Annotated in this window: 21 protein-coding genes; 6 read left to right on the top strand and 15 right to left on the bottom strand. The window is 47.4% G+C overall.

Going from position 1 to position 22,205, the window contains the following annotated elements:
* Nucleotides 1-392 precede the first annotated feature (392 nt).
* Entirely contained in the window at nt 393-794 is a 402-nt protein-coding gene (locus HPT30_RS21820; protein ID WP_175373435.1) for a RidA family protein, read from the top strand.
* 69 nt (nt 795-863) lie between these two features.
* Here the strand turns inward: HPT30_RS21820 and HPT30_RS21825 are convergent, their stop codons facing one another.
* The 4 genes from HPT30_RS21825 to HPT30_RS21840 all read right to left on the bottom strand — a co-directional run bounded on the left by HPT30_RS21825 (nt 864) and on the right by HPT30_RS21840 (nt 4,857).
* Nucleotides 864-1,754 (bottom strand): SMI1/KNR4 family protein, encoded by an 891-nt coding sequence (locus tag HPT30_RS21825; RefSeq protein WP_175373436.1) that lies wholly within the window; start codon nt 1,752-1,754, stop codon nt 864-866.
* Between the two features lie 225 nt (nt 1,755-1,979).
* The gene (locus HPT30_RS21830) at nt 1,980-2,840 is read right to left on the bottom strand and encodes a helix-turn-helix transcriptional regulator (RefSeq protein ID WP_175373437.1); all 861 of its coding nucleotides are present in this window, start codon (nt 2,838-2,840) and stop codon (nt 1,980-1,982) included.
* A gap of 218 nt (nt 2,841-3,058) precedes the next feature.
* Nucleotides 3,059-4,012, bottom strand: coding sequence for an aldo/keto reductase (locus HPT30_RS21835; protein WP_217622483.1), 954 nt, complete (start codon nt 4,010-4,012; stop codon nt 3,059-3,061).
* A gap of 137 nt (nt 4,013-4,149) precedes the next feature.
* A complete protein-coding gene (locus HPT30_RS21840) occupies nt 4,150-4,857 on the bottom strand; it encodes a DUF421 domain-containing protein (RefSeq protein ID WP_175373439.1) in 708 nt (235 codons plus the stop codon).
* A 188-nt stretch (nt 4,858-5,045) separates the two neighbouring features.
* On the opposite strand from HPT30_RS21840, the gene HPT30_RS21845 reads away from it, so the two are divergent.
* Nucleotides 5,046-5,714, top strand: a complete 669-nt coding sequence (locus HPT30_RS21845; protein WP_312876358.1) for a GntR family transcriptional regulator — start codon at nt 5,046-5,048, stop codon at nt 5,712-5,714.
* Nucleotides 5,715-5,785: 71 nt separating this feature from the next.
* Here HPT30_RS21845 and HPT30_RS21850 read toward each other — a convergent pair whose 3' ends face one another.
* The 9 genes from HPT30_RS21850 to HPT30_RS21890 all read right to left on the bottom strand — a co-directional run bounded on the left by HPT30_RS21850 (nt 5,786) and on the right by HPT30_RS21890 (nt 16,758).
* Nucleotides 5,786-6,268, bottom strand: coding sequence for a GNAT family N-acetyltransferase (locus tag HPT30_RS21850; RefSeq protein ID WP_175373440.1), 483 nt, complete (start codon nt 6,266-6,268; stop codon nt 5,786-5,788).
* Between the two features lie 117 nt (nt 6,269-6,385).
* Complete coding sequence (locus HPT30_RS21855) at nt 6,386-7,471, bottom strand: LLM class flavin-dependent oxidoreductase (RefSeq protein WP_175373441.1); 1,086 nt, start codon at nt 7,469-7,471, stop codon at nt 6,386-6,388.
* A gap of 36 nt (nt 7,472-7,507) precedes the next feature.
* Nucleotides 7,508-9,565, bottom strand: coding sequence for an ABC transporter ATP-binding protein (locus HPT30_RS21860; RefSeq protein WP_175373442.1), 2,058 nt, complete (start codon nt 9,563-9,565; stop codon nt 7,508-7,510).
* Between the two features lie 20 nt (nt 9,566-9,585).
* Nucleotides 9,586-10,470 (bottom strand): ABC transporter permease, encoded by an 885-nt coding sequence (locus HPT30_RS21865; protein ID WP_175373443.1) that lies wholly within the window; start codon nt 10,468-10,470, stop codon nt 9,586-9,588.
* Nucleotides 10,471-10,500: 30 nt separating this feature from the next.
* Nucleotides 10,501-11,427 (bottom strand): ABC transporter permease, encoded by a 927-nt coding sequence (locus tag HPT30_RS21870; protein ID WP_175373444.1) that lies wholly within the window; start codon nt 11,425-11,427, stop codon nt 10,501-10,503.
* 20 nt (nt 11,428-11,447) lie between these two features.
* On the bottom strand, nt 11,448-13,100 hold the full coding sequence (locus tag HPT30_RS21875) for an ABC transporter substrate-binding protein (RefSeq protein ID WP_175373445.1): 1,653 nt from the start codon (nt 13,098-13,100) through the stop codon (nt 11,448-11,450).
* 49 nt (nt 13,101-13,149) lie between these two features.
* On the bottom strand, nt 13,150-14,211 hold the full coding sequence (locus HPT30_RS21880) for an LLM class flavin-dependent oxidoreductase (RefSeq protein WP_175373446.1): 1,062 nt from the start codon (nt 14,209-14,211) through the stop codon (nt 13,150-13,152).
* A gap of 240 nt (nt 14,212-14,451) precedes the next feature.
* Nucleotides 14,452-15,948, bottom strand: coding sequence for a malate dehydrogenase (quinone) (gene mqo, locus HPT30_RS21885; RefSeq protein ID WP_175373447.1), 1,497 nt, complete (start codon nt 15,946-15,948; stop codon nt 14,452-14,454).
* A 159-nt stretch (nt 15,949-16,107) separates the two neighbouring features.
* Nucleotides 16,108-16,758: an MBL fold metallo-hydrolase gene (locus HPT30_RS21890; RefSeq protein ID WP_217622484.1), complete on the bottom strand. Its 651-nt coding sequence runs from the start codon at nt 16,756-16,758 to the stop codon at nt 16,108-16,110.
* A 109-nt stretch (nt 16,759-16,867) separates the two neighbouring features.
* Between HPT30_RS21890 and HPT30_RS21895 the strand changes: the two genes are divergently transcribed.
* From HPT30_RS21895 to HPT30_RS21910, 4 genes are all read left to right on the top strand, one after another.
* Entirely contained in the window at nt 16,868-17,296 is a 429-nt protein-coding gene (locus tag HPT30_RS21895; protein ID WP_175373448.1) for an NUDIX hydrolase, read from the top strand.
* 159 nt (nt 17,297-17,455) lie between these two features.
* The gene (locus HPT30_RS21900; protein ID WP_246317338.1) at nt 17,456-17,998 is read left to right on the top strand and encodes a sigma-70 family RNA polymerase sigma factor; all 543 of its coding nucleotides are present in this window, start codon (nt 17,456-17,458) and stop codon (nt 17,996-17,998) included.
* Nucleotides 17,991-19,148, top strand: coding sequence for a DUF5643 domain-containing protein (locus HPT30_RS21905; protein ID WP_175373449.1), 1,158 nt, complete (start codon nt 17,991-17,993; stop codon nt 19,146-19,148). The genes HPT30_RS21900 and HPT30_RS21905 overlap by 8 nt, the downstream gene beginning before the upstream one ends.
* A 21-nt stretch (nt 19,149-19,169) precedes the next feature.
* On the top strand, nt 19,170-20,078 hold the full coding sequence (locus HPT30_RS21910) for a DUF5643 domain-containing protein (protein ID WP_175373450.1): 909 nt from the start codon (nt 19,170-19,172) through the stop codon (nt 20,076-20,078).
* 106 nt (nt 20,079-20,184) lie between these two features.
* Here HPT30_RS21910 and HPT30_RS21915 read toward each other — a convergent pair whose 3' ends face one another.
* Both HPT30_RS21915 and HPT30_RS21920 read right to left on the bottom strand, forming a co-directional pair.
* Nucleotides 20,185-21,408: an ATP-binding protein gene (locus HPT30_RS21915; protein ID WP_175373451.1), complete on the bottom strand. Its 1,224-nt coding sequence runs from the start codon at nt 21,406-21,408 to the stop codon at nt 20,185-20,187.
* 87 nt (nt 21,409-21,495) lie between these two features.
* The gene (locus HPT30_RS21920) at nt 21,496-22,125 is read right to left on the bottom strand and encodes a type 1 glutamine amidotransferase family protein (RefSeq protein WP_175373452.1); all 630 of its coding nucleotides are present in this window, start codon (nt 22,123-22,125) and stop codon (nt 21,496-21,498) included.
* Between the last annotated feature and the right edge of the window lie 80 nt (nt 22,126-22,205).

Below are 22,205 nucleotides of genomic sequence, written 5' to 3' on the forward strand. Positions count from 1 at the left end.
TCCCCTCAGCCGCATTACTGCGGTTTCCCTACATTATATTGATAATGATTCTCACAGTAAAGAGATTAAGTTATCTCACCCGTGATAAGCGTCACAGTAAAGTTTCTCAACAAGTAGCACAACTCTAGTTCCCGTCCATTTTTGTACTTCTTATTCGCTTATGTTACTATTGAGCGGTAAGTCACTTATAAACATGAAGGAGGAGTACCTGATGAAAAAGAGATCGATTAAATCCTTAGCCTCTGGTATCGGGTATTCTACGGCTGTTTTTTTCTAGAATCGAGATTGACGGGATACGTCTGTCTAAATCGCTAGCATTCTATAAAAAAACGGTGAAAATATATAATCGTAAACCATTATGTATTTTCCATCTATAAGGAGACCTGCACACAATGAATCTTAAACAAATTCCAGTTCAACGATATAACCCTGAAATGATCGCGAAGCCTGTTGGAAACTATAGTCATGTCACCAAAATAGACCGAAATGCAGAGCTATACGTCTTCTCCGGCCAAATTGGCATCGATCAGGACAATCATATTCCCGCCGATTTTAATGAGCAAGTCACCAATACCATGAACAATATCGTCGCCATCTTGTCTTCTCAACAACTGACGCCAGATCACGTCATTAAAATAAACATCTGGGCGACTGAAGAGATCGATTGGGATCATTTCTATGAGAAGTGGAACGCTGTATTCGGACCCACATCGCCTTCCATGACGGTTGCATATATACAAGGCTTAGGTTTGCCTGAACTAAAAATTGAATTGGATGTCTGGGCAGCGGGTTAATGTCCTGATAATATATAAGAAACGAGCCCTAGAATTTCTCTAGCGGCTCGTTTTTTTAGAACGATTATCTTACTCGGTCACGCCTGCCTCTTGGCTCACCAGCCCGCGGATAAAGGTCTCGAAGTTAGGCGCTAACTCTGTAATCTTATGACCCTTCTCTTGGCTGACATGGACAACTTCCGGTTCGCCGACATTACCGGATGAACGATAGTCCAGCATAATCACACCTTCTGTGGGAGCAAGACTGTCGCCAATGACGACGCCAATCTCCGGATAACCCTCAGTTTCAATTACAAACCGGCTGCCTGCTGCTCCACACAGTGAAGTAGGCTTGTCCCGTCCAATTCCACGAATACCAGCGATCGTAATGAATTTCCCTTCTGTTGTGGGGTAACTCGTATGATTAGGAATACCGCCGTTATGTAATTTCATCAAAGCAACATAGGATGGAGGCAGCTTGAAGACCAATTGTTCTTCCACGGAATCGATCAGGTCGTCTGTCGGCGGCTCAGATACATACTCTTGCAGGGCAGCCTCGCTGTCATCCCAGAAATTTGAGGCATCAACCGGCTTATACGAACTCTTCGCAGGTGTTTTCGCCTGCTTCTTCGCGGTCTTTTCCCGAATCCATTCCAGGAACTCCAGGGTATCCTCATCTTCGGGGTCAAGCTTATCGGCTGCTTCAAAAGCTTGCCGGGCTTCGTCATATTGCTTGAGATAATAATGAGACACGCCGACCCGGTAATGCCAGAGCGCATCCTCCAGTCCTTCCTCCCTGATCTTCTCAAACTGCTCAAGCGCCTCTTCGTATTCACCCAAATTGTTCAACGCTCTGCCCAAATGACTGGTTAACTCATAATCCCGGTCTTCTTCAGGAATCTCCATAATCGCATCTACGATTTCTTGAAATTCATCTTCCTCATGCCATGTTTCCAGTTGTTCCAACAACTCATCGCTCATCTTCCATACCCTCCCGTGAGAAACTCCAGTATCTATTAGAAGTATACCATTTCCAGCACAGCACTCTCCAGCGCGGACAGACTTGCGGAGTCTGCCCTATCATTATATGGCTTGGATCGGATGTAATATACGCTTGGCCCGCCAAGCACAAATAGCCAGGGCACCCCTGAGAGCGCCTTGGCTATTTACATATTCATCTATTTACCACTATTGCCGGTGTTACACTTATGGATGCACAAGGACTTGCTCACTAACGTCTGCCTCTAGCAGTTGCTTCAGCTTTTGCCTTGTATCTGTACCATTCTTCGGCGTATTGACATACATCTTCAGGTTTGTATTTTCCGATATAAGAAAGCTTGTAATCTCAAAATTAAGCTGTCCCGCCAGGCGATGATTCAGCAATTTGTACATATCCCGGTCTTTATCGATCCGGTGCATAGGCCACCATTGATCAAATTCCTTGCTTAACGATCTAAGCTCATCAACAAATTGCGTAATCCATGGATCTTCAATATATTGGCTGCAATCGGCCCGGAACTTGCCCAGCATCGTCTGGGCGCTGATCTCCCAATCAGGGAACAGGCCGGCAAAATGTTTATCCGTGAACATGATTCGCATAAGGTTGCGCTTGCTGCACTCTAATTGGCTGAAATCGCAGAATACAAGCGCCGCAGCCCGATTCCAGGCAATAACATTCCAGCGGTTGTCCACGATCATGGCCGGGGATTCCATTAGATTATCCAATACATGCTGATGCATCGGCTTAACTTCTTCAGGGCTGGGATAATAGGAAGGAGGAACATGTTGGGCAAGAGCATACAGGTGCACAATCTCCTGACGGTTGAGCATCAGCACTCTGGACAAGCTCTCCAGTATTTGTATGGACACCTGAATCGGACGCCCCTGTTCAAGCCAGGTGTACCAGGTTACGCCGATTCCTGCCAGAGAAGCGACCTCTTCCCGGCGCAGTCCCGGCGTACGACGGCGTATTCCTGCAGGCAACCCTACTTGCTCGGGGGAAATCTTTGCCCGGCGGGTTTTGAGAAAGTCCCCAAGCTCGTGATGACGCTGCTTTGTATGATTCATTCAAAGCCCACCAGCCTTTCAGTACGTAATATTCAAGCTAAGAATGGTAGTAGTATATACGAATGATTTTTCAAATGCAAAAAACGTGGAGTTGAACAGACCAGCGCAAACTTAAGAACGCCAGCGATAAAGCCAGCGCTCTGTGTGAACAGCAAAAGGAGCTGCCCCACCGCAGACAAAGATGCGATGAGACAGCTCCTTTTTATTTGAACCTAATCTTAGTAGCGGGAACCGAAGACAATGCCTTGCGGAGCAATCGCTTCGATCTGGGCAAGGTCATCTTGTGTCAGCTCGACGTCCAGCGCACCAAGGTTCTCTTCAAGATAAACCGTGCGTTTTGTACCCGGAATCGGCACGATATTCTCTCCCTGAGCAAGTAGCCAAGCCAAGGCTAGCTGAGATGGCTTGCAGTCCTTCTCAGTTGCGAGCTCCTTGATTTTGGTCACAAGGTCGAGATTCTTCTGGAAGTTCTCGCCTTGGAATCTTGGAGAAGTACGACGGTAATCGTCTGGTTCGAGATCCTCATAGCGCTGGATCTGTCCGGTCAAGAAACCGCGGCCGAGCGGGCTGTAAGGCACGAAGCCGATGCCTAGCTCGCGGCATGTCGGCAGAATGGACTCCTCGACATCGCGATCCCACAGCGAGTATTCCGTCTGCAATGCTGTGATAGGATGCACGGCATGTCCACGACGAATAAGCTCGGGGGAGGCTTCCGACAGACCGAGATAACGAACCTTGCCTGCTTTGACAAGATCGGCCATCGCGCCTACAGTTTCTTCAATTGGTGTATCCGGATCAACTCGATGTTGATAGTAGAGATCTATATGATCGACACCGAGACGTTTCAGACTGGCATCACATGCAGCCTTTACATATTCAGGGCGGCCGTTGACGCTAACGGCACCATTCTCACCAACTACTGCGGCGAACTTGGTTGCTAAGATAACCCCATCTCTGCGGCCCTTCAGAGCCCGTCCGAGCAGTTCTTCATTTTCGCCTAAACCATAGACATCTGCAGTGTCGAGCAGCGTAACGCCAAGCTCCAATGCCCGGTGAATGGTGCGGATGGATTCCGCTTCATCCCGCCCGGCATAGAAGTCGGACATGCCCATACAACCAAGACCTAGAGCGGATACCTCCAGTTTGCTGTTTCCAAGCGTTCTTTTTTTCAAAGCTTTCTCCACCTTTCTAATTCGAACTACAGACATCATACAGGGTATGGCGCCCAGCTGGCAGATGCCTGTTTATACGGGTATTAAAACTACTATGATACTGTTGAATACTGTCTCTTCCGGTTGTCAATTTTGCTTTATTCCTTATCTACCGGCTTCTGAATATTATCCTCATAGAAATCAAAAAAGAGCTGATGCTGCGTGCCTCTTACGGCGTAGAACACATCCGACAGCTTTTTCCCCTTGCGCTTCACTTGTTTTTCTAGCCATTCCGTAGTCAGCCCATGATTCTCCAGATTCTTCTCCATGATGACGCCATCCATCACAAATTCCACCGGAAAATGTTGCGTCTTCGTAGGCAGCTTCAGATCCTTCTTCGTGACGAATTGGTACTCCTCTTTCTTCAATACTGAGACTGTCCCGTTATCCTCCAACACCGCATAAGCCACCTCTTCCATATTGAAAATCCCCATGCCCCGCAATACCTGAGCCAAAGTATCGAGTGTGTACCTTAGTTTCTTCATGTTGTGCTCAAGAATTTCCCCATTCTCGATCAGTACCGTAGGAGAACCAGAGATCCAGTTTCTTAATTTACGGTTCTTCAAAGCTATGTAGGATAGCAAAAATGACACAGCCGTGACTACAATAAGCGCCAGTATGAAATAGGATGTTTTTAACGATTCATTAAACGCCAGATTTCCCGCAATGGAGCCCAGCGTTATACTAGTCACAAAATCGTGAAACGTCATATTAGAGATTGTCTGCTTCCCCAGCAGCTTGGCTACCAGTAAAAGCGCTAAAATCGAAAGTGCGGCCCGAAATAAAATGTCCCAATAAGCATGCATATTACCCATCCCTCCTGCCAGTCATTGTTGCCAAATGAGGGTGGAAACAATCCTTGTCAAGACAGCGAGATTATTGAGAAAAGAACACCCCTTGAATTGATTTCGCTAGCAGTATGCGATATATTAAAAACCAACCGACAGAGATGCTGCTTGGCATACATCTGTCATTACAACAAAGAGGATGAAATATGATGCCTATTCCTTCCGATTATCCAAAACCAACCCGCTCCACGGCCAAAGACCTGGCATTATCCCAGTTGAAGAAGTGGATTATAGAAGGTACACTGCAGCCGGATGAGAAGCTTAACGACGCTGCACTCGCCGCGGCAATTGGTGTGAGCAGAACACCCGTCCGGGAAGCACTGCAATTGCTTGAGGCTCAAGGGCTCGTTCAGATGTTTCCGGGCAAAGATACACGCGTAACCACTATTGATAAAGATCATATCAGTAAGCTGTATGCACCACTTGGGGTACTGCATGCCCTGGCTGTCGAAACGGCTGCCCAGCGGATTGAGCCTGAGCAAATCCAGCAGCTGCGTGAGCTGAATCGTTTGTTCACACAGAGTATCAAGGATAAAGATCTATATCAGGCACTGGAATATGATGAAGAATTCCATAACTTAATCATGGAGATTGGCGATAACCCTTACATTGTTTCCTTCTGTTCTTCCTTGCAAATTCATATTCGCCGATTTAAATACTTTTTCCTGAAGCAGCCTCTAGGCCAAACGCTGGCCGCAGCTGAAGAACATGAACAGATTATTCAGGCTTTGGAAGAGCATGATTCTGACACTGCTTCCCGCATCGTGAAGCAGAATCTGTTACGGCCGCTTGCTGAATTTGAGCAAATACTATAAAAGAGAAAAATAGCCCCATTGGCTTTGTCCGGACATTCAAGATCCGGCAGCTCAATGGGGCTGTCTTTTTTCTACAGTTTCTTTTCATAGATATCTATGGGATTGCCACGGTGGTCTATGCTGCTGTTAACAATGACATATTCATTCTTGCCCCAGAATAGAGCCCCGCTTTCATTTTCCTTTTGAACACAGAGCCTTACCTTGTCTACGTTTTCCTGACGCAATTTACCCTCTATCAATTCCACTGCTTCTCTTCCAATTCCATGGCCTTCATGATCCTTATGTATTATCAGCAAACCAATCCACGTATGATTATCATGTGGATTTCTCAGGAGGTATGTGACTATCCCGATGTTCTCATCATGCTTTCTGATATAAAACATCTTTTCACCAGCTTTGAAATTATCCGTATTCTCTTCCAATATCTCTTCAGATGTTAATAACGCTTTACCCATAACCACAAGATTATAAGACGGCTGAGAGTTCATCATATATGTTTGAATCTCAATATTCTCCGACGACATTGGTTCGCTAACAGCTTCTAAAGTAATCAAATTCAGGACCTGCTTTCTACACATTTTATAAAAAGTACAATTCTATAAAATGTGCAGAAAACCCTCTCTGTCCATGATTTATCTCGTTCTGCTAAAGGCCTTTCATCAATATCTCGCCTATACAACAGGCTCTTGCACGGCTTCTGTTTCCACTGCTGGGTTCACATCATTCCATACCGAGCTCTTGATCTCGCGCCGCAGGGTAGGAGCAACCTCTTCGGCGAAGCGTGCCGCCTGCTCGCGCTGCTCCGACTCTGTCAGGCCGTCCACACTGATACTGAGCACCTGGTTACCGAACGCCTTGTTATAGCGCAGGATTTTCTCAATCACATGCTCAGCACTACCAACCAGAATCGGACCATTCTCGATATTGTCTTCAAGATCCCGGAAGGGGGACAGATCGTGCGGAGCTTTCAGCCTGCCGTGGAACGCATCATAATAAGGCCGGAATTTCTTGATCGCCTCTTCGGTCGTGTTGGCTATAAAAATAGCGCCGCCCGCGCCTGAACCAATGACCGCCTTCGCGGGATCATGACCGTAAAAAGCCAACCGCTCACGGTAATGCTCGATCAGGGCTGTATACTTGGACTGGCGGTGGATCGTATTGGAGGAGAACAACGGCTCGCCATATTTGGCGGCCAGCTCCGTCGAATGCGTGCTTGAGGCGCTTCCGTGCCAGATCGGGATGTGCTGCTGGAACGGCCGCGGCTGTGTCGTGACATTCTCTAGCGGAGTGCGATAGCGCCCCTGCCAGCTGACATTTTCCTCGCTCCACAGCCTTTTTAATAGTGCATACCGTTCCGCAAGTGATTCCCACTGTTCCTCCTCAGAAATGCCGAAGAGCGGATAATGGCTCGCGTCGTTGCCTTTGCCGATGATCAGCTCAATCCGTCCGCCCGAAAGATGATCGAGTGTCGCATAATCCTCCGCCACCCGCACTGGGTCGAGTACACTAAGCACTGTCACGGTTGTCAGCAGCCTAATACGAGAGGTTCTCGCGGCGATAGCAGTAAGTATAACCGGCGGCGATGAAGCGATAAAAGGCGCACTATGTCGTTCACCTACGCCGTAAGCGTCGAAGCCCAGCTCCTCGGCCAGCACCGCCTGCTTCAGCACATTCTGGAATTTCTCCTGTGTTGTGAACGATTCTCCCGTCAGGGCGTTAGGCGTATTGAGCAACAAGCTCATTAATGCGAATTTCATGTCAGATGGCCTCCTTATAATGAAGATGAGAATGGATTAGAGCGGATAATGACAGGCTGCCGCATGACCACTGCCGATGTCCGCAAGCTTCGGCTCCTCTTCCCGGCATCTTGCCGTAGCCACTGGGCAGCGGGTATGAAATCTGCAACCGGACGGCGGAGACATCGGCGAGGGGATTTCTCCTTGAATGGAGACGAATTCCCTTTTTCGGCTGGGATCCGGCCAAGGAATGGACGCAATCAGCGCAGCTGTGTAGGGATGGGCCGGGTGCTGGAATAATTCATCTGCCGGCGCAACCTCGACCAGCTTGCCAAGATACATGACCCCAATCCTTGATGATACATGCCGGACGATGTTAAGACCATGCGCGATAAATACATAGGTTAAACCGAGCGTGCTTTGGAGGTTCTGCATTAAGTTGACGATCTGGGCCTGTACCGACACGTCTAGTGCGGATACAGCTTCATCTGCCAGCACGAACTTCGGCTGCAGCGCAATTGCGCGGGCAATCCCGATCCGCTGGCGCTGTCCGCCCGAAAATTCATGCGGGTAACGGTCAGCCCAAGCCGGGTTCAAACCTACTAGCTGCAGCAGTTCTTCCACACGTTGTTTCCGCTGCGCAGCAGGCATTGATTCGTGTACGACTAACGGTTCGGCAATGGTCTCACCAATCGTCCACCTCGGATTGACCGAGCCATAGGGGTCCTGGAAAATCATCTGCATATCCCGGCGGACATCACGGCGCCTCGCGGCGTTCATATCCGTCAGATCCTCGCCGCTGAATAAGACGCGGCCAGCACTGGCCTGCTCCAGCTGAATCAGGACGCGCCCAAGCGTAGATTTACCACTGCCGGATTCGCCGACAAGCCCGAAAGTCTCCCCTTTGCGAATCGTGAAGGAAACGTCATCTACCGCATGAACGACGGCCTTGGTCAAGCCAAAGGGTCCTTTGACCGGATAATGCTTCGTTAATCCGGAAACCTCAAATAACGGTGGCGCCTTCGTTAGCGCTTCAGCTGCGACACTTGGAAACGACGTTTTATGGGACTCAGCTATCGTCCCCGAATCACCCAGTAGTACTGTCCGGCGGTCCGCTTCCTGATCGATGTCCTGACCGTTCAGAAGCTTATCCGTATGCCAGCAGGCTGCTTCATGGCCGTCTTCTCCGGCCAGCGCCGGCACCTCGGTACGGCATTGGTCCGTAGCCAGCGGGCAGCGGGGATGAAACCGGCAGCCGGAAGGGAATTCCGCCACATTGGGCGGCGTTCCTTCAATGGTATACAGCGCCGCACTGCGATCACTGTCCATCGTCGTGATGGAACGCAGCAGCCCGGCGGTGTAAGGATGATGCGGCTGCTGAAACAGGCGGGCTGCCGGTGCCTGCTCTACGATCCGTCCGGCATACATGACGATCATCCGATCAGCCATCTCCGCTGCGATCCCGAGATCGTGGGTAATCAGCAGAATGGACATTCCATATTCCGCCTTCAGTTCGTTCAACAGCTTTAGAATCTGCGCCTGAATCGTGACATCGAGCGCTGTTGTCGGCTCATCTGCGATTAGAAGCTCCGGCCCGCAGGCGAGCGCCATGGCAATCATTGCCCGTTGGAGCATCCCCCCGGATAACTCATTCGGGTATTGCGCAAGGCGTAGCTTCGGCTCCGGGAATCCAACGCGGCGAAGCAACTCCTCAGCATGGATCCGGGCTTCCTTTACACTGCGCTTGTCGTGACGGCGAATCGTCTCCACAAGCTGGGCACCAATCGTAAAGACAGGATCGAACGCCGCCATCGGCTCCTGGAAGATCATCGCAATTTTTTTGCCGCGAATAGCCCGCAGCAAGTTCTGTGGGAGCGTCGTTAACTCTTGACCGTCCAGCTTCACACTGCCCGCCGCGATGCGCCCCCGGTCGAAATCGGTCAAGCGCATGATGGCTTTGGACGTAATCGTCTTGCCACTGCCGGATTCACCGACCAGACATACCGTCTCACCTCGGCCGATATCAAAGGAGACATCCGCGATCGGCACAAGTGTGCCGCCGGATGCCTGGAATTCAACCTTCAAGCTTTCGATTTCCAGCAAGGGTCTGGTCATATACTGCCTCCTTCCGCCAGTCAGGCGCCGCTTTTTCTCGGATCCAGCTTATCCCGCAGCCGGTCTCCAATGATGTTGATAGCCAGTACAAATAGCGCGATAGCAAGACCCGGGAACGTACAAATCCACCAGGCTACCGTCAAATACCCGCGTCCCTGCGCCAGCACAGTGCCCCAGTCCGGAATTTCCTTGATGACCCCAAGACCCAGAAAGCTAAGCCCGGATCCAGTCAGAATAGAGGTGCCGATGCCTATTGTCGCCATAACAAGAAACGGTGCCAGCGAGTTGGGCAGCACATGCTTGCGGAAAATGCGAAACCCCGTGCTTCCGATAGAACGGGAGGCTGTGACGAACGCCCGGTTCTTGACGCTAAGCACCTGGCTCCGCATCACTCTTGCATAGCGCGGAATCGTGCCTGCGGCTATCGCCAGTACGACGTTAATCAAGCTGGGCCCGATGGCAGCAGCAATCGCCAGCGCCAAGAGAATCCCCGGTATCGTCATCAGAACCTCGATAATACGCATGATGACCTGATCGATCCATCCTCCGATATAGCCGGAGAAGGCCCCGAGAATACCACCGGTCAGGCCACCTACAATGACGGAAGCCAGACCGATGAGCAGAGAATCCCGGCTGCCGTAGACGATCAGACTGAACACATCTCTTCCGAAATAATCGGTTCCAAGTAAGTGCTTAACGCTGGGCGGTTGCAGCAACTGAGCCGCATCCATCATCGTGGGGGAATAGGGCGCGACCCACCCCGGCACAATCGCGCAAACGATCAGAAACAGCACAACCAATTCTGCCGCGTATAGAAACAAATCAGATGCGCCGAGATGCCATGACCTTGCAGGCCGTTTTCGTTCGCTTTTCCACAGTGGCTTAAGCGCAGTTGCATCTTTCATTCTGGTTTCTCCCTCCTTCTATGCGACTTCTTAGGTCGACCGCCGGATGCGCGGATCAACTAACGAATACGAAATGTCTACCAGTACGTTCACGGACACATAGATGATTGCGGTGAAAAAAACAACGCCCTGCACCACCGGTATATCCTTTGCCATGATTGCGTCAGCGAGAATCCGGCCGATCCCTTGCCGCGCGAACACCGTCTCGATCACGACCGTTCCGCTTAGCAGCTCGCCGATCATGACCCCAATCATCGTCAGCGCAGGAATCAAGGAATTGCGCAGCGCGTGGCGGTACATGACCGCCCGTTCCGCAAGCCCTTTAGCGCGTAGGGTCAGGATGAACGGCTCACTTATGATCTCAAGCATCGTATTGCGGACCATCCGGACGATAAAGCCTGCACCTACAAGCCCAAGGGCGATACCGGGCAGCACGAGTGTTTTCCAGCTTCCAGAGCCCATCGCCGGAAACCAGCCCAGCTTAATGGAGAACAGCAGCAGAAGTAAAATCCCGGTCCAGAACGACGGCATCGATATGCCGAATAGGCCAACAAACCGTGCCAGCACGTCGATAATGCCGTTCCGGTGGATCGCAGACAAGACGCCGAGAAGGATGCCAACCACGATGGAGACAGCGGCGCTGACGAAAGTAAGCGCAAGCGTAGCCGGAACCTGCTCGAGGATTTTCGGCAGAACCGGATCTTGTGTAATCCGCGAATGGCCGAAATCCCCTTGCAGCAAATGGATGAAATAGCGGGAAAATTGCTCATAGAACGGCTGATCCAATCCGAGTTGATGGCGTAAATCGGCAATTGCCTCAGGCGATGTCGCATTGCCATCCAGCATCTGCAGCACCGGATCACCAGGCAGTACATACATGATGAGGAAGACCAGCATCGACGAACCGGCCACGACGAGCAGGGAAGTGAGTAATCGCGTTACAATGGTTCCGGCCATTTCATTAGCCTCCTCCCCGGTTATTTGTGGATACTTACATCGTAAAATTGCGGGTACCCGAGCAAATCAAACTTCAGACCTTCGACCGTCTTGGGATGGGCTACCGTATATGGAAATACATAGATTGGGAGGATAACAGCATGATCAATCAGATATTGCTGGATTTTGGTGTAGGCTTCTTTCCGCTTCTCCAGATCAGACTCCTCTGAGCCGAGATCAAGCAGCTTATCGATTTCAGGATCGGACAGATTCGACCAGTTCGTGCCGCCGTTGGCGTATTCCTTGCCGGACTGGAAAATGCTCCGCATCACGTCAGGATCAGCTTTCACCTGGGAATTGCCAAACAGATCGAAGTTGCCTTCCTTCAGTGGTGTACTCGTATCCTTTGTAATGTTGAGTGTCACATTGACGCCGATCGCTTTCAATTGCTGCTGAACGATCGCCGCAATGTCGTTACGCTTCTCACGGTTTGGCGAACCATCAAGATAACGGAGAATCAGCTTCTTGCCATCCTTCTCACGGATGCCGTCCGCACCTTTCTTCCAGCCTGCTTCATCCAGCAGCTGGTTTGCCTTATCAAGATCGGGTTTGATCTTGTTCTCAAGCGATGCATCATATCCGAGTAGCCCTGGTGTAATGGACGACCAAGCCCGGTCGTAGGTTCCGAGGTATAGAGTTTTGACAATGGTATCGACGTCGACCGCAAGCTGCACCGCTTGGCGCGCCTTGATATCACTCCAAATGTCACTCTTCAAATTGAAATAGAGTGAGAAGGCTGTTCCGTTCGTGATCGCCTGATCCACCTGGAACTGAGGATCATTTTTAAGTGCGGCAATGTTCTGTGGTGGAACCGCTTCTGCAGCCAGCAGCTGCCCGCTTTGTACACTACCGATCCGTGTCGCCTCTTCCGGTACAATCTTGAACGTCAGCTTATCCAGATGCGAAGGTCCTCTGTTATCCGCAGTTGGTGGCCCCCAGTTGTAATCCGGGTTCTTTTCCAGAGCGATTTCGTCGTTCTCCGTCCAGCTGACAAATTTGAACGGCCCTGTGCCTACAGGATGCTTGCCATATTGATCACCATACTGCTGTATGGCCTGTGGTGAAGAGATGCCGAGGAACGCTGAGCTCAGCCCGCTAAGAAACGGCTCGAACGGCTGGGATAGGATTAACTTGATGGTATAGTCATCCACCACCTCCGCTGATTCAAAAGGACCGATCAGGGATTTGGCCTGACCTCTAGCCGACGTCGTAATATGGTCAAAATTCGCTTTGACAGCAGCAGCATTAAATGGCGTTCCATCTTGGAACTTAACATCTTGACGCAGCTTGAACGTATAAGTCTTGCCGTCTTCCGATTTCGTCCACTCCGTTGCCAGCCAAGGCTGGAAGCTTCCATCCTGAAGCTGAACGACGAGGCTATCCGTGATATTTCGGAACACCCGGTGAGATACTGCAAAGCCGCTTGCTCCTGGGTCGAGTGTGTCAGGAGATGTCGCCAGCGCGTAGGTCAGCTCCCCGCCCTCCACTGGCTTGGCAACCGCTGGAGCCGCTGCAGAAGAATCGGTAGAGCTTGTTGCTTCTCCGCCTTTGGCCGCGCAGCCTGCCAAGACCAGTGTCAATGCCGTTGTTAACGATACATAAGTCGCCCATTTGATAAACCGTTGTCTCTTCATACTCAGCTCCCCTTTTCTCTTAAACGTTTTAGTAGACTATGCGCTACACTCACGCCTGTTGCAAAGTCAGTTCCTTTCCGTCCCACACCGTGCTGGGAATTTCGCGCCGTAGAACGGGCATAACTTCCTTAGCGAAACGCTCTATTTGCTCCAGCTGCTCAGATTCGCTCAAGCCGTCCGCACCAATGCTAAGCACCTGATGTCCATAGGCACGGTGGTAAGTCAGCACCTTTTCGATTACACTCTCTGGACTGCCAACCAGCGTTGGACCGTTCTCTACCGTATCTTCAAGGCTCTTAAATGGCGATTGATTATGCTTCGCCGAATCCGTGGAGCTAAATGCCTCATAATAAGGCTTATATCTACGGATTGCTTCCTCCTTCGTATCAGCCAAATATAGACTGCCACCACCCGCTCCGACGACAGCATCCTTCGGATCGTGTCCATAGTACTCCCAGCGTTCACGATAATGGTCGATCAGTGCCTTGTACTTGGCCATCGGATGAAAGCCATTTGACGAGAAGATCGGCTCCCCGTACTTCGCCGCAAGCTCGGTAGATAGCGGACTAGAGGCACTGCCATGCCATACCGGAATGGATTTCTGGTACGGCCGGGGTTGTGTCGTCACCTTATCCAGCGGCGTCCGGTAACGTCCCTGCCAGGTGACATTTTCTTCGCTCCACAGCCGCTTGAGCAATTCATAGCGCTCAGCAAGGGATTCCCACTGCTCCTCTTCCTTAATTCCGAAAAGCGGATAATGGCGCGGATCGTTCCCTTTTCCAATAATCAGTTCAAGTCGTCCACCCGACAGATGATCGAGCGTAGCATAATCCTCAGCCACCCGCACAGGATCCAGTACACTCAGGACGGTCACTGTCGTAAGCAGGCGAATGCGACTCGTTCTGGCTGCAATTGCAGTTAGAACAACCGGTGGAGATGAGGATAAGAACGGCGCTCCGTGTCGTTCGCCTACGCCGTAAGCATCAAAGCCTAGCTTCTCAGCAAGCTCTGCCTGCTTTAGCACGTTCTGAAATTTTTGTTGTGTGGTGAAGGTCTCACCTGTAAGAGCATTCGGAAGATTAAGCATCAGACTGAATAAAGCGAATTTCATGTGCTATCCCTCCTTCATATGAATTTACTAAAACATTATAATCCGGTTGTTTTAGTATGAATTATAAAGACTGTAGCATCCTTACCTCCTTGCGTCCAATAGAGTTTTTCTAGTTTTCATTCAGAAAATCTGATACAAGTCCCTTTCTACTCGGTCTCCGGGTAATTTTCAGAAAAACAAATAGCCCTCATTCCATGGAATCCAGGAACGAGGGCTATTCTGCTTATTTTTTTACACAGTCTACCTGACGGGTTGCCGCTCACTGCTTAAACCCAGCGTCTTAGCTGTAGAAGTATGAATTTTCTGGATGAGATCAGGATTGTCCACTAGTGGCACACCATAAGAAGGAATCATTTCTTTTATTTTTGGTTCCCAGTCTTTTAGATGTTGCGGGAAGCATTTCTCGATCACCTCAAGCATGACGGAAACGGCAGTAGAAGCACCCGGAGAAGCGCCAAGCAATGCAGCAATCGATCCATCACCGGCACACACCACTTCCGTGCCAAATTGGAGTGTTCCTTTACCGGCCGCGGTATCTTTGATGACCTGCACACGCTGACCTGACACTAATAGATCCCAGTCCTCGTTTTTAGCATTAGGGATAAACTCCCGCAGCTCTTCCATGCGTTGTTCTTTCGAAAGCATTACTTGCTGGATCAGGTATTTCGTCAGGGACAGATTTTTGGCACCTGCCGCTAACATCGTTAGCACGTTATTGGGTTTTACAGAACCGAGCAAATCAAACATCGAACCAGTCTTCAAGAACTTGGGTGAGAAACCGGCAAACGGTCCGAAAAGTAACGATTTTTTATTATCGATAAATCTGGTGTCTAGATGCGGAACAGACATTGGCGGTGCACCGACCTTAGCTTTACCGTAGACTTTGGCATGATGCTGGGCTACTACTTCCGGGTTATTACACACCATGAACAGCCCGCTGATCGGGAATCCCCCAATATGCTTGCTTTCAGGGATACCGGATTTTTGCAGCAACGGAAGACTGCCTCCCCCACCGCCGATAAAGACAAATTTCGCCGTACGGCGTTCAACTTGACCCCTATCATTCCGTACCTTCAGTTCCCACAAACCATCGCTGGTCCGTCTAATATCTTCGACACCGTGTTTGTAATGAATATCGACATTCTTACTCTTTAAATGTTTGAACAGCATGCGCGTTAAAGCGCCAAAGTTAACATCCGTACCAGAATCGATTTTAGTGGCTGCGATCGGTTCATTCAATGGCCGGTCCTTCATAATAAGCGGTATCCATTGCTGCAATTGTTTCGGATCTTCGGAGAATTCCATACCTTGAAATAACGGGTGGTTTGAGAGCGCTTTAAAACGTTGCTTCAGGAACGCTACATTCTTCTCTCCGAGTACCATACTCATGTGTGGCAATGGCATGATAAAGTCTTGCGGATTACGAATCAGATCACGGTTCACAAGATAAGACCAAAACTGCATCGAATCTTGAAAGTGTTCATTCACGATAACAGCTTTGCTGATATCTATGGTTCCGTCCGGTTTTTCCGTAGTGTAGTTAAGCTCGCACAGTGCAGCATGCCCCGTTCCCGCATTATTCCATTCGTTGGAGCTTTCCTCTCCTGCGCTAGCCAGCTTTTCAAACACTGTAATTTTCCAATCCGGTACTAATTCTTTCAACAATGTCCCCAACGTCGCACTCATGATTCCGGCACCAATTAAAATAACGTCTGTTTCGGTTTGTCTGCTGCTCATGTTTACCGCCCTTACACGTTAGTATTATCTTCTCAATTATAACCTGCACCTAGTATATCACTTTTAATTTTATAGATTAAGTTAGTTACTATTATATGACAGGGATTTGTTATTTAAAAGCTGGGAATTTTCGTGGGGCTTCCTTTTTGCAACTCTTCCTCAAGAAACGATGCTTAGTATTCTATCAATGACTGGCTTGTCCAAAACTATATTATGGCCGGATATACAAGTGTCAAAATCCATCTCTCGATACTTTAATAGTGTGCTGATATAATCTTCTTTTTCACCATAGAGGCTTGGAACAATTTCATCCACGGAGTCGCCGATATTATCACCTACATTGATTACCTTTTCTACTTCATCAAGTACGCTTATAGAATCCACGGTATGACCAGGGGTATATATAAGCCTTATTTTATCTTCAGGAAAATACAGTTCTTGTTCAAACGTCAGATTGGGCAGATGCATTTCTGCTTCACCCTCAACATACATTTTATACTTCTCGAACGTAGTCTCCCAATTCTGCTCTATCATTTCTCTACATAGCTTATGCGATATGATCATGCAATCCTGAACTGAGCTATTGCCCCAAATATGGTCCCAGTGATGATGCGTGTTTACTACAATTATTGGTTTGTTATCATTCCCTATGTATTCTTTAACCGCTGCAACGCTTAGAGAGCCAAGTCCTGTATCAATAAGATAATTGTATTTATCCCCCAAAATAAGCTGAACGTTCAGATCCCACCCTGAAGTAGTTCGGGTTGTAAACAACACACTTCTGCTCTTTATTTTTTCGATTTTCATCATTACAATCTCTCTCCCCGCTATTTTACAGAAAATAATGTACAATATAATTTGATAATTATAACATTAAATCAAATAAGTAGTATTCCATACTCCTAAGGAGGATAATATTTTGCCTAAGTTAATCGGTGCAGCAGCAGTTATCTTGGATTCCGCAGGAAGAATATTGTTGGTACAACACAGCTATGGAAAAAACAATTGGGACTTGCCAGGCGGAAAGGCTGAAGATAACGAGTCTGCGGAGGGCACAGCTAAAAGAGAAGTACATGAAGAAGTAGGGTTAGAAGTGGAAGTAGGCCAATTAACAGGCATTTACTACGATCCCGACTATGACATGCATCATTTTGTATTCATTGCAAAGAATGAGCACGATGAAGTACCTCAACCAAGTTCACCCGAAATTTTGGAATGCAGATTCTGCTCAAGAGATGACCTCCCTAGACCGATAAGTGATTTCACCTGTAAGCGTATAGAGGATGCACTAAATGACGATAAACACCAGCTATTCCATCGTATTGGGCCAAGAAAATGGATTGAATAATAACAGTTGTGAAGCTCATTATTCATTAAGCCAAATGGCGAGGCACCCGCTGGGGTGCCTTTCGTTATGTCTGCGTTTCAGATTTTTTTCCATGAAAATAACCTTTTGTATCACATCTCCATCTAATCATATAGAGGGCCCTCAAGGAGGAAGAATGATTTGCTGGAAAACGAACTGGATATCAAAAAGGCGCAGAGAGGCGACCATGAGGCGTTTATCCGTCTTTTCAGGCAACTGGAATCACAGTTGTACAGATTAGCTAAGACCATTCTTATGAAAGATGAAGATTGTGCGGATGCGCTTCAGGAAACAACACTGAAGGTATATAAAGGACTCATCAATCTTAGACACCCTAAGTTTTTTAAAACATGGGTCATTCGCATCCTGATTAATGAATGCAACCAGTTGCTTCGCATACGAGAGCGAACGGTGGTTGTGGCGGAAATTCCCGAGGAAATGGACGTTTCCTATGCGCACTTTGAAAATTCAGGAGCTGTGGACCTGCAAAGCTTCATTAATGAGCTGGACGAATCCCTGCGAATTGCTATCGTGCTTTTCTACTATGAAGATTTATCCATTAAGCAGATTGCAGATGTTCTTGATATCTCCGAAGGAGCGGTCAAGGCACGGCTTCACCGCGCACGGCGATTGTTATCCAAACAGATACATCCTGTGCGGGAGGAGGGGCTTGCAAATGAATAATAACAATTTAGAAAAGCAGCTTAGAGAACTAGGGAGAGCTAATACGCCGGAGCTTCCTCCTTTACTACGATCGCGGCAGGATTCAATTTATGCAACACTTGGCACCATTGTCCAAGATCCTCCGGAGAAGAAAAAGAAAAGAAAGGTATATCCTAAAATCGCAGCTGTGGCTGCTGCTATATTGATCAGTGTTATGCTAACGGCAATCTATCCGCCAGCACTGGCCAATGCGCTGAAGCAGCTTCCATGGGTAGGCGGCATTTTTGAGCGGGCAGATGATCTGGGGTTGCAGGCCGCCCAGCGTTTGGGACTGATCTCCCGTCCGAACAGCAGTGATACGCATGATGGGATTACCCTCTCTGCCGAAGAGGCGGTATTTGACGGTAGCCGTTTAGCATTTTCTGTGAAGCGTGAGGCGGAAGAACTGGACGGTAATCTAACTGGAGTGACAGTAGGTTCGGATGGAAAGCCTTTTCTAGAGAAAGGCACAATAACCTCTGCAACTGTATTGATCAACGGGGCTACCCTGGAGGAATACTCAGACGGTCTTTGGGAAGCTATGCCGTTACTAACCTGGTTGGGAGGCAAAGAGGACAATACCGCTATTTTCCGACTGGTGGATTCTTCGAATTTGGGTCTCTCCGCCAAACCGTTCCCGGACCAATTTGTACTGACCGTAACCATTGGCTTGGAGGGTATCGATGAACCGTTTATTCTTCAAATTCCTGCACAAAAGGTCACAACGAATACCATTTCTACACCTGATATAAGCGCACAAGCAGTAGGATGGACTATGCTGCTGCAAAAGCTGGAATACAGTCCATTAACGACTCGTCTATCGCTCATGTTTGAACAAGGGGCAGATGGAGATCCATCCGCTCTGAATGGAATTTCCTTCGAAGTAAAGGATGAACAGGGAGTGGTACTGAATTTTATATCACAAAAAACCCTTCCGTCTTCCAATGGGTCATTTCATGTGGATTTGCTGACTGAGCCGTTCGATAAGCACCCTAATAGACTCACCATCCGTGCCTATCTTAATGAGTTCAAGGACCCGAAAAGTAAAACTGGAGCATTCAGGACAGACAGTTCCGGCAACCCGGTGAAGCATTATATCGACGGTCTGGAGATAAGCGTGCTAGTCCAATAACAAACTTAGGAGATGAATATCATGAGAACAAAAACAATGAAATTATCTGCAATTCTATGTGCTGCTGCTGTAGGTCTTGGAGGGCTGGGGATACCGGCCGCAACCCATGCAGCCGCTGTTCAACCGGCCGCGTATACTTCCCTGAATACAGCGAAAGCCTCCGATTCACACGATAAGCTTACTTTAACAGGCGTTGCACAGTTTGACGGTAACTATATTAAGATCAATCTGAGCCGTGAGGGAACCTTATACTCAGGAAATCTCGCAGGAATAACCTTAAATGATAAAGGCGAGCCTTATCTGGCAGAAGGAACTGTTGTTGGGATTGACGCAAAAATAACTAAGCCAGAAGGAATTCAGTTAAAGTCCCCACGCTGGATCAGTGACGGTGATGCCAACAAGGCAGTTATTGTATTGCAAACAGGATGGTTAGATGAGAAACAAAGGGCAAACCTGGCTTCCTCTGAATTGAGTGTTAATTTGAAGCTGAATGGTGTCCAAGATCCGTATACATTGAAGTTCTCGCTCAAGCAAGGAGGACTGGTGCGTAACATTCAAGCGCCTGCTCCAAAGGCAGACAAACAATTTAAAATCCAAACCAATGTAGTCGCTGTGGGAGAAGCCTCTGTGCGCATTGGATTGACGGTTACAGGAGTACCGGAGCAAGCGTACGCAATCGGATATGACATTTATGATAATTTGGGGAATAAAGTAGAATTCATTGCCCGGGAATCTACTAAAACTTCCAAGGATACTACTACTGAAGATTTGTTGTTCGAGAAGGTTCGCCCAGACGCACAATATCTGACCATCAGACCATATGAAGCAGTGTTCGAAAAAGGCAACTCCGGGGCATATAAATTGGATGCTAAGGGAGAGGTAGTTAAAAACTACAACAAGCAGCTGGAAATTAAAATTCCTCTGAAATAATCCTTGTCACAGCCAATAGATTCATTCTTATCTGCAAAAAAAGGGATTACCTATCCGGCTGCAAGGCCGAAGGTAATCCCCTTTTCCATTGTGTGAGAGTCTAATATTACTGGTCATTCTTAGCTAAAAAGCGAATATTGACTGTTGTTCCCTTACCTTTAGAGCTTTTATAAAGAATCTCTCCATCATATTTTGCCACGATATTAAAACAGATCATTAACCCTAAACCTGTTCCATTACTCTTTATTGAATAAAAAGGAGTGCCTAACAACTTCACCTCAGCTTCTGACATTCCACTGCCTTCATCGATGATTTTTATCTCGACAAAATTATTATTTCTCTTTGCTGTAACAGATACGGATTTACCAACATCCGAAGCTTCTAAAGCATTTTTTATTAAATTAATGAGCAGCTGCTTAAACTCAATTTTATTTATGGAAATAAAGCAATCTTCCTCCACGTCTATATGAATCTCATTATCAGATAGCATTGCATACGAATGGAGCAGACCTGACACACTCTCCAGAACTTCCTTCACATCGACTTTCTCTGTTGTTTGGTCTCCATTCGGTTTGGACAGTGTGAGAAATTGCGAGATAATTTGTTCTACTGTGTTCAATTCATCTATCATTAATTTGAACTTGTTTTTGATAGGATCACTAAATGAAGCATCTTCTTTGTAAAACTGCAAAAAACCTCTAACTACTGTTACCGGATTTCTGATTTCATGTGCCACAGCAGCTGTTAAATGAGCGACCATCTTTAACCGCTCAGATTGCTGTAATTGTTCATAATAAAGTTGCTGACTTCTCATTCTTCTAAAAGAAAGATAAAAAATAAGAAATAATAAGGCTTGAGTAGCTATTATATTAATAAGATTACCTAGACTATCTTGATGTAAATATGCATATAAATTACCTCTATTAATATCAATCAAGAAGATATAACTAAAAGTAAGGGCTATCAATATTCCATTTACAATAAAAGAAAAATAAAACAACTTTAAATCATAAAATAGAATAGAAAGAGCAGGAATGAGGCAAATAAAAATATAGGTGGACCAAGTCTGAGGATATAAAAAGAAAAGAAGATAGAAATAAGCAAAGGCTAATAAAATGATGATCTTTCTGAGAAGATGCGTTTCATGCTTAGGGTAGATCAACAAAGAAACAGATACAAAGATTACACAAAAAACATGCAAAATGTACCCAAAAGTTATGCTATCGAGCTCTGTTGTAGAAAGTATTAATCCCGCAACCATAAGAACGATGATCATTGACATCACAATATAATATGTTTTTCGATTCACCGCACTGTACAATTCTTTCATGAATTCACCACATAATTTAATTTCTAATATATTAATTATATCAGCGAGCTTCTGAAAGTGGTAATAAAACTACATGAATCGACTTATTCAATCTATTAATGATTCCATCAACTCAAAGAAATATCTGGATTCATGAGTCCTATTAAGACTGTACCAGGCATCTAACGTTGTTGGAAAAAACACATCCAGAGCTTTCAAGACATGAACAGTAAACTCCAACGGGGCCATTCCAGATGCAGTGATCAGGTTTTCATCCGTTACAGCAGACTTCATTTGGTAATTCTCTTCGCCCGTATAAGTGGGGCAGATCATTTTAAGATAATCCAGATCATTACTTGTATGCGCACGCGAATTCAGTAGCCCTGCCTGGGCAAGGCCCACCGTAGCACCACAAATCGCTGCAACTACTATTCCTTCCTGTAAACATCTCTCGGTGATTTTTAAAATGGGCTCATGAATGGTTTCTGTCCATGTCTCTCCACCGGGTAAAATCAAGGTATCTGTGCTTTCAATGCTGCACTCATCCAGCTTGATGTCAGGCAGTATTTTCAATCCGCCCATGGTTGTTACAGGCGTTTTTTCAATACCCACGGTAACTATTTTTGATGGAGCCAGCCCTTTCTTATAATATCTTCCCGAGTTCAGCTCGGCCGTTAAGTAACCTATTTCCCAGTCTGCCATTGTGTCAAATACATAGAGGTATACCGTATGATTCATTCTCAAGCTCTCCTTATTTTACAATTCGTCCAGTGATACCACGACTTCGTTGGTGATCAATGATTATCATCATTATAAAA

The sequence above is a fragment of the Paenibacillus agri genome, assembly GCF_013359945.1.
Classification (GTDB): domain Bacteria; phylum Bacillota; class Bacilli; order Paenibacillales; family Paenibacillaceae; genus Paenibacillus_AQ; species Paenibacillus_AQ agri.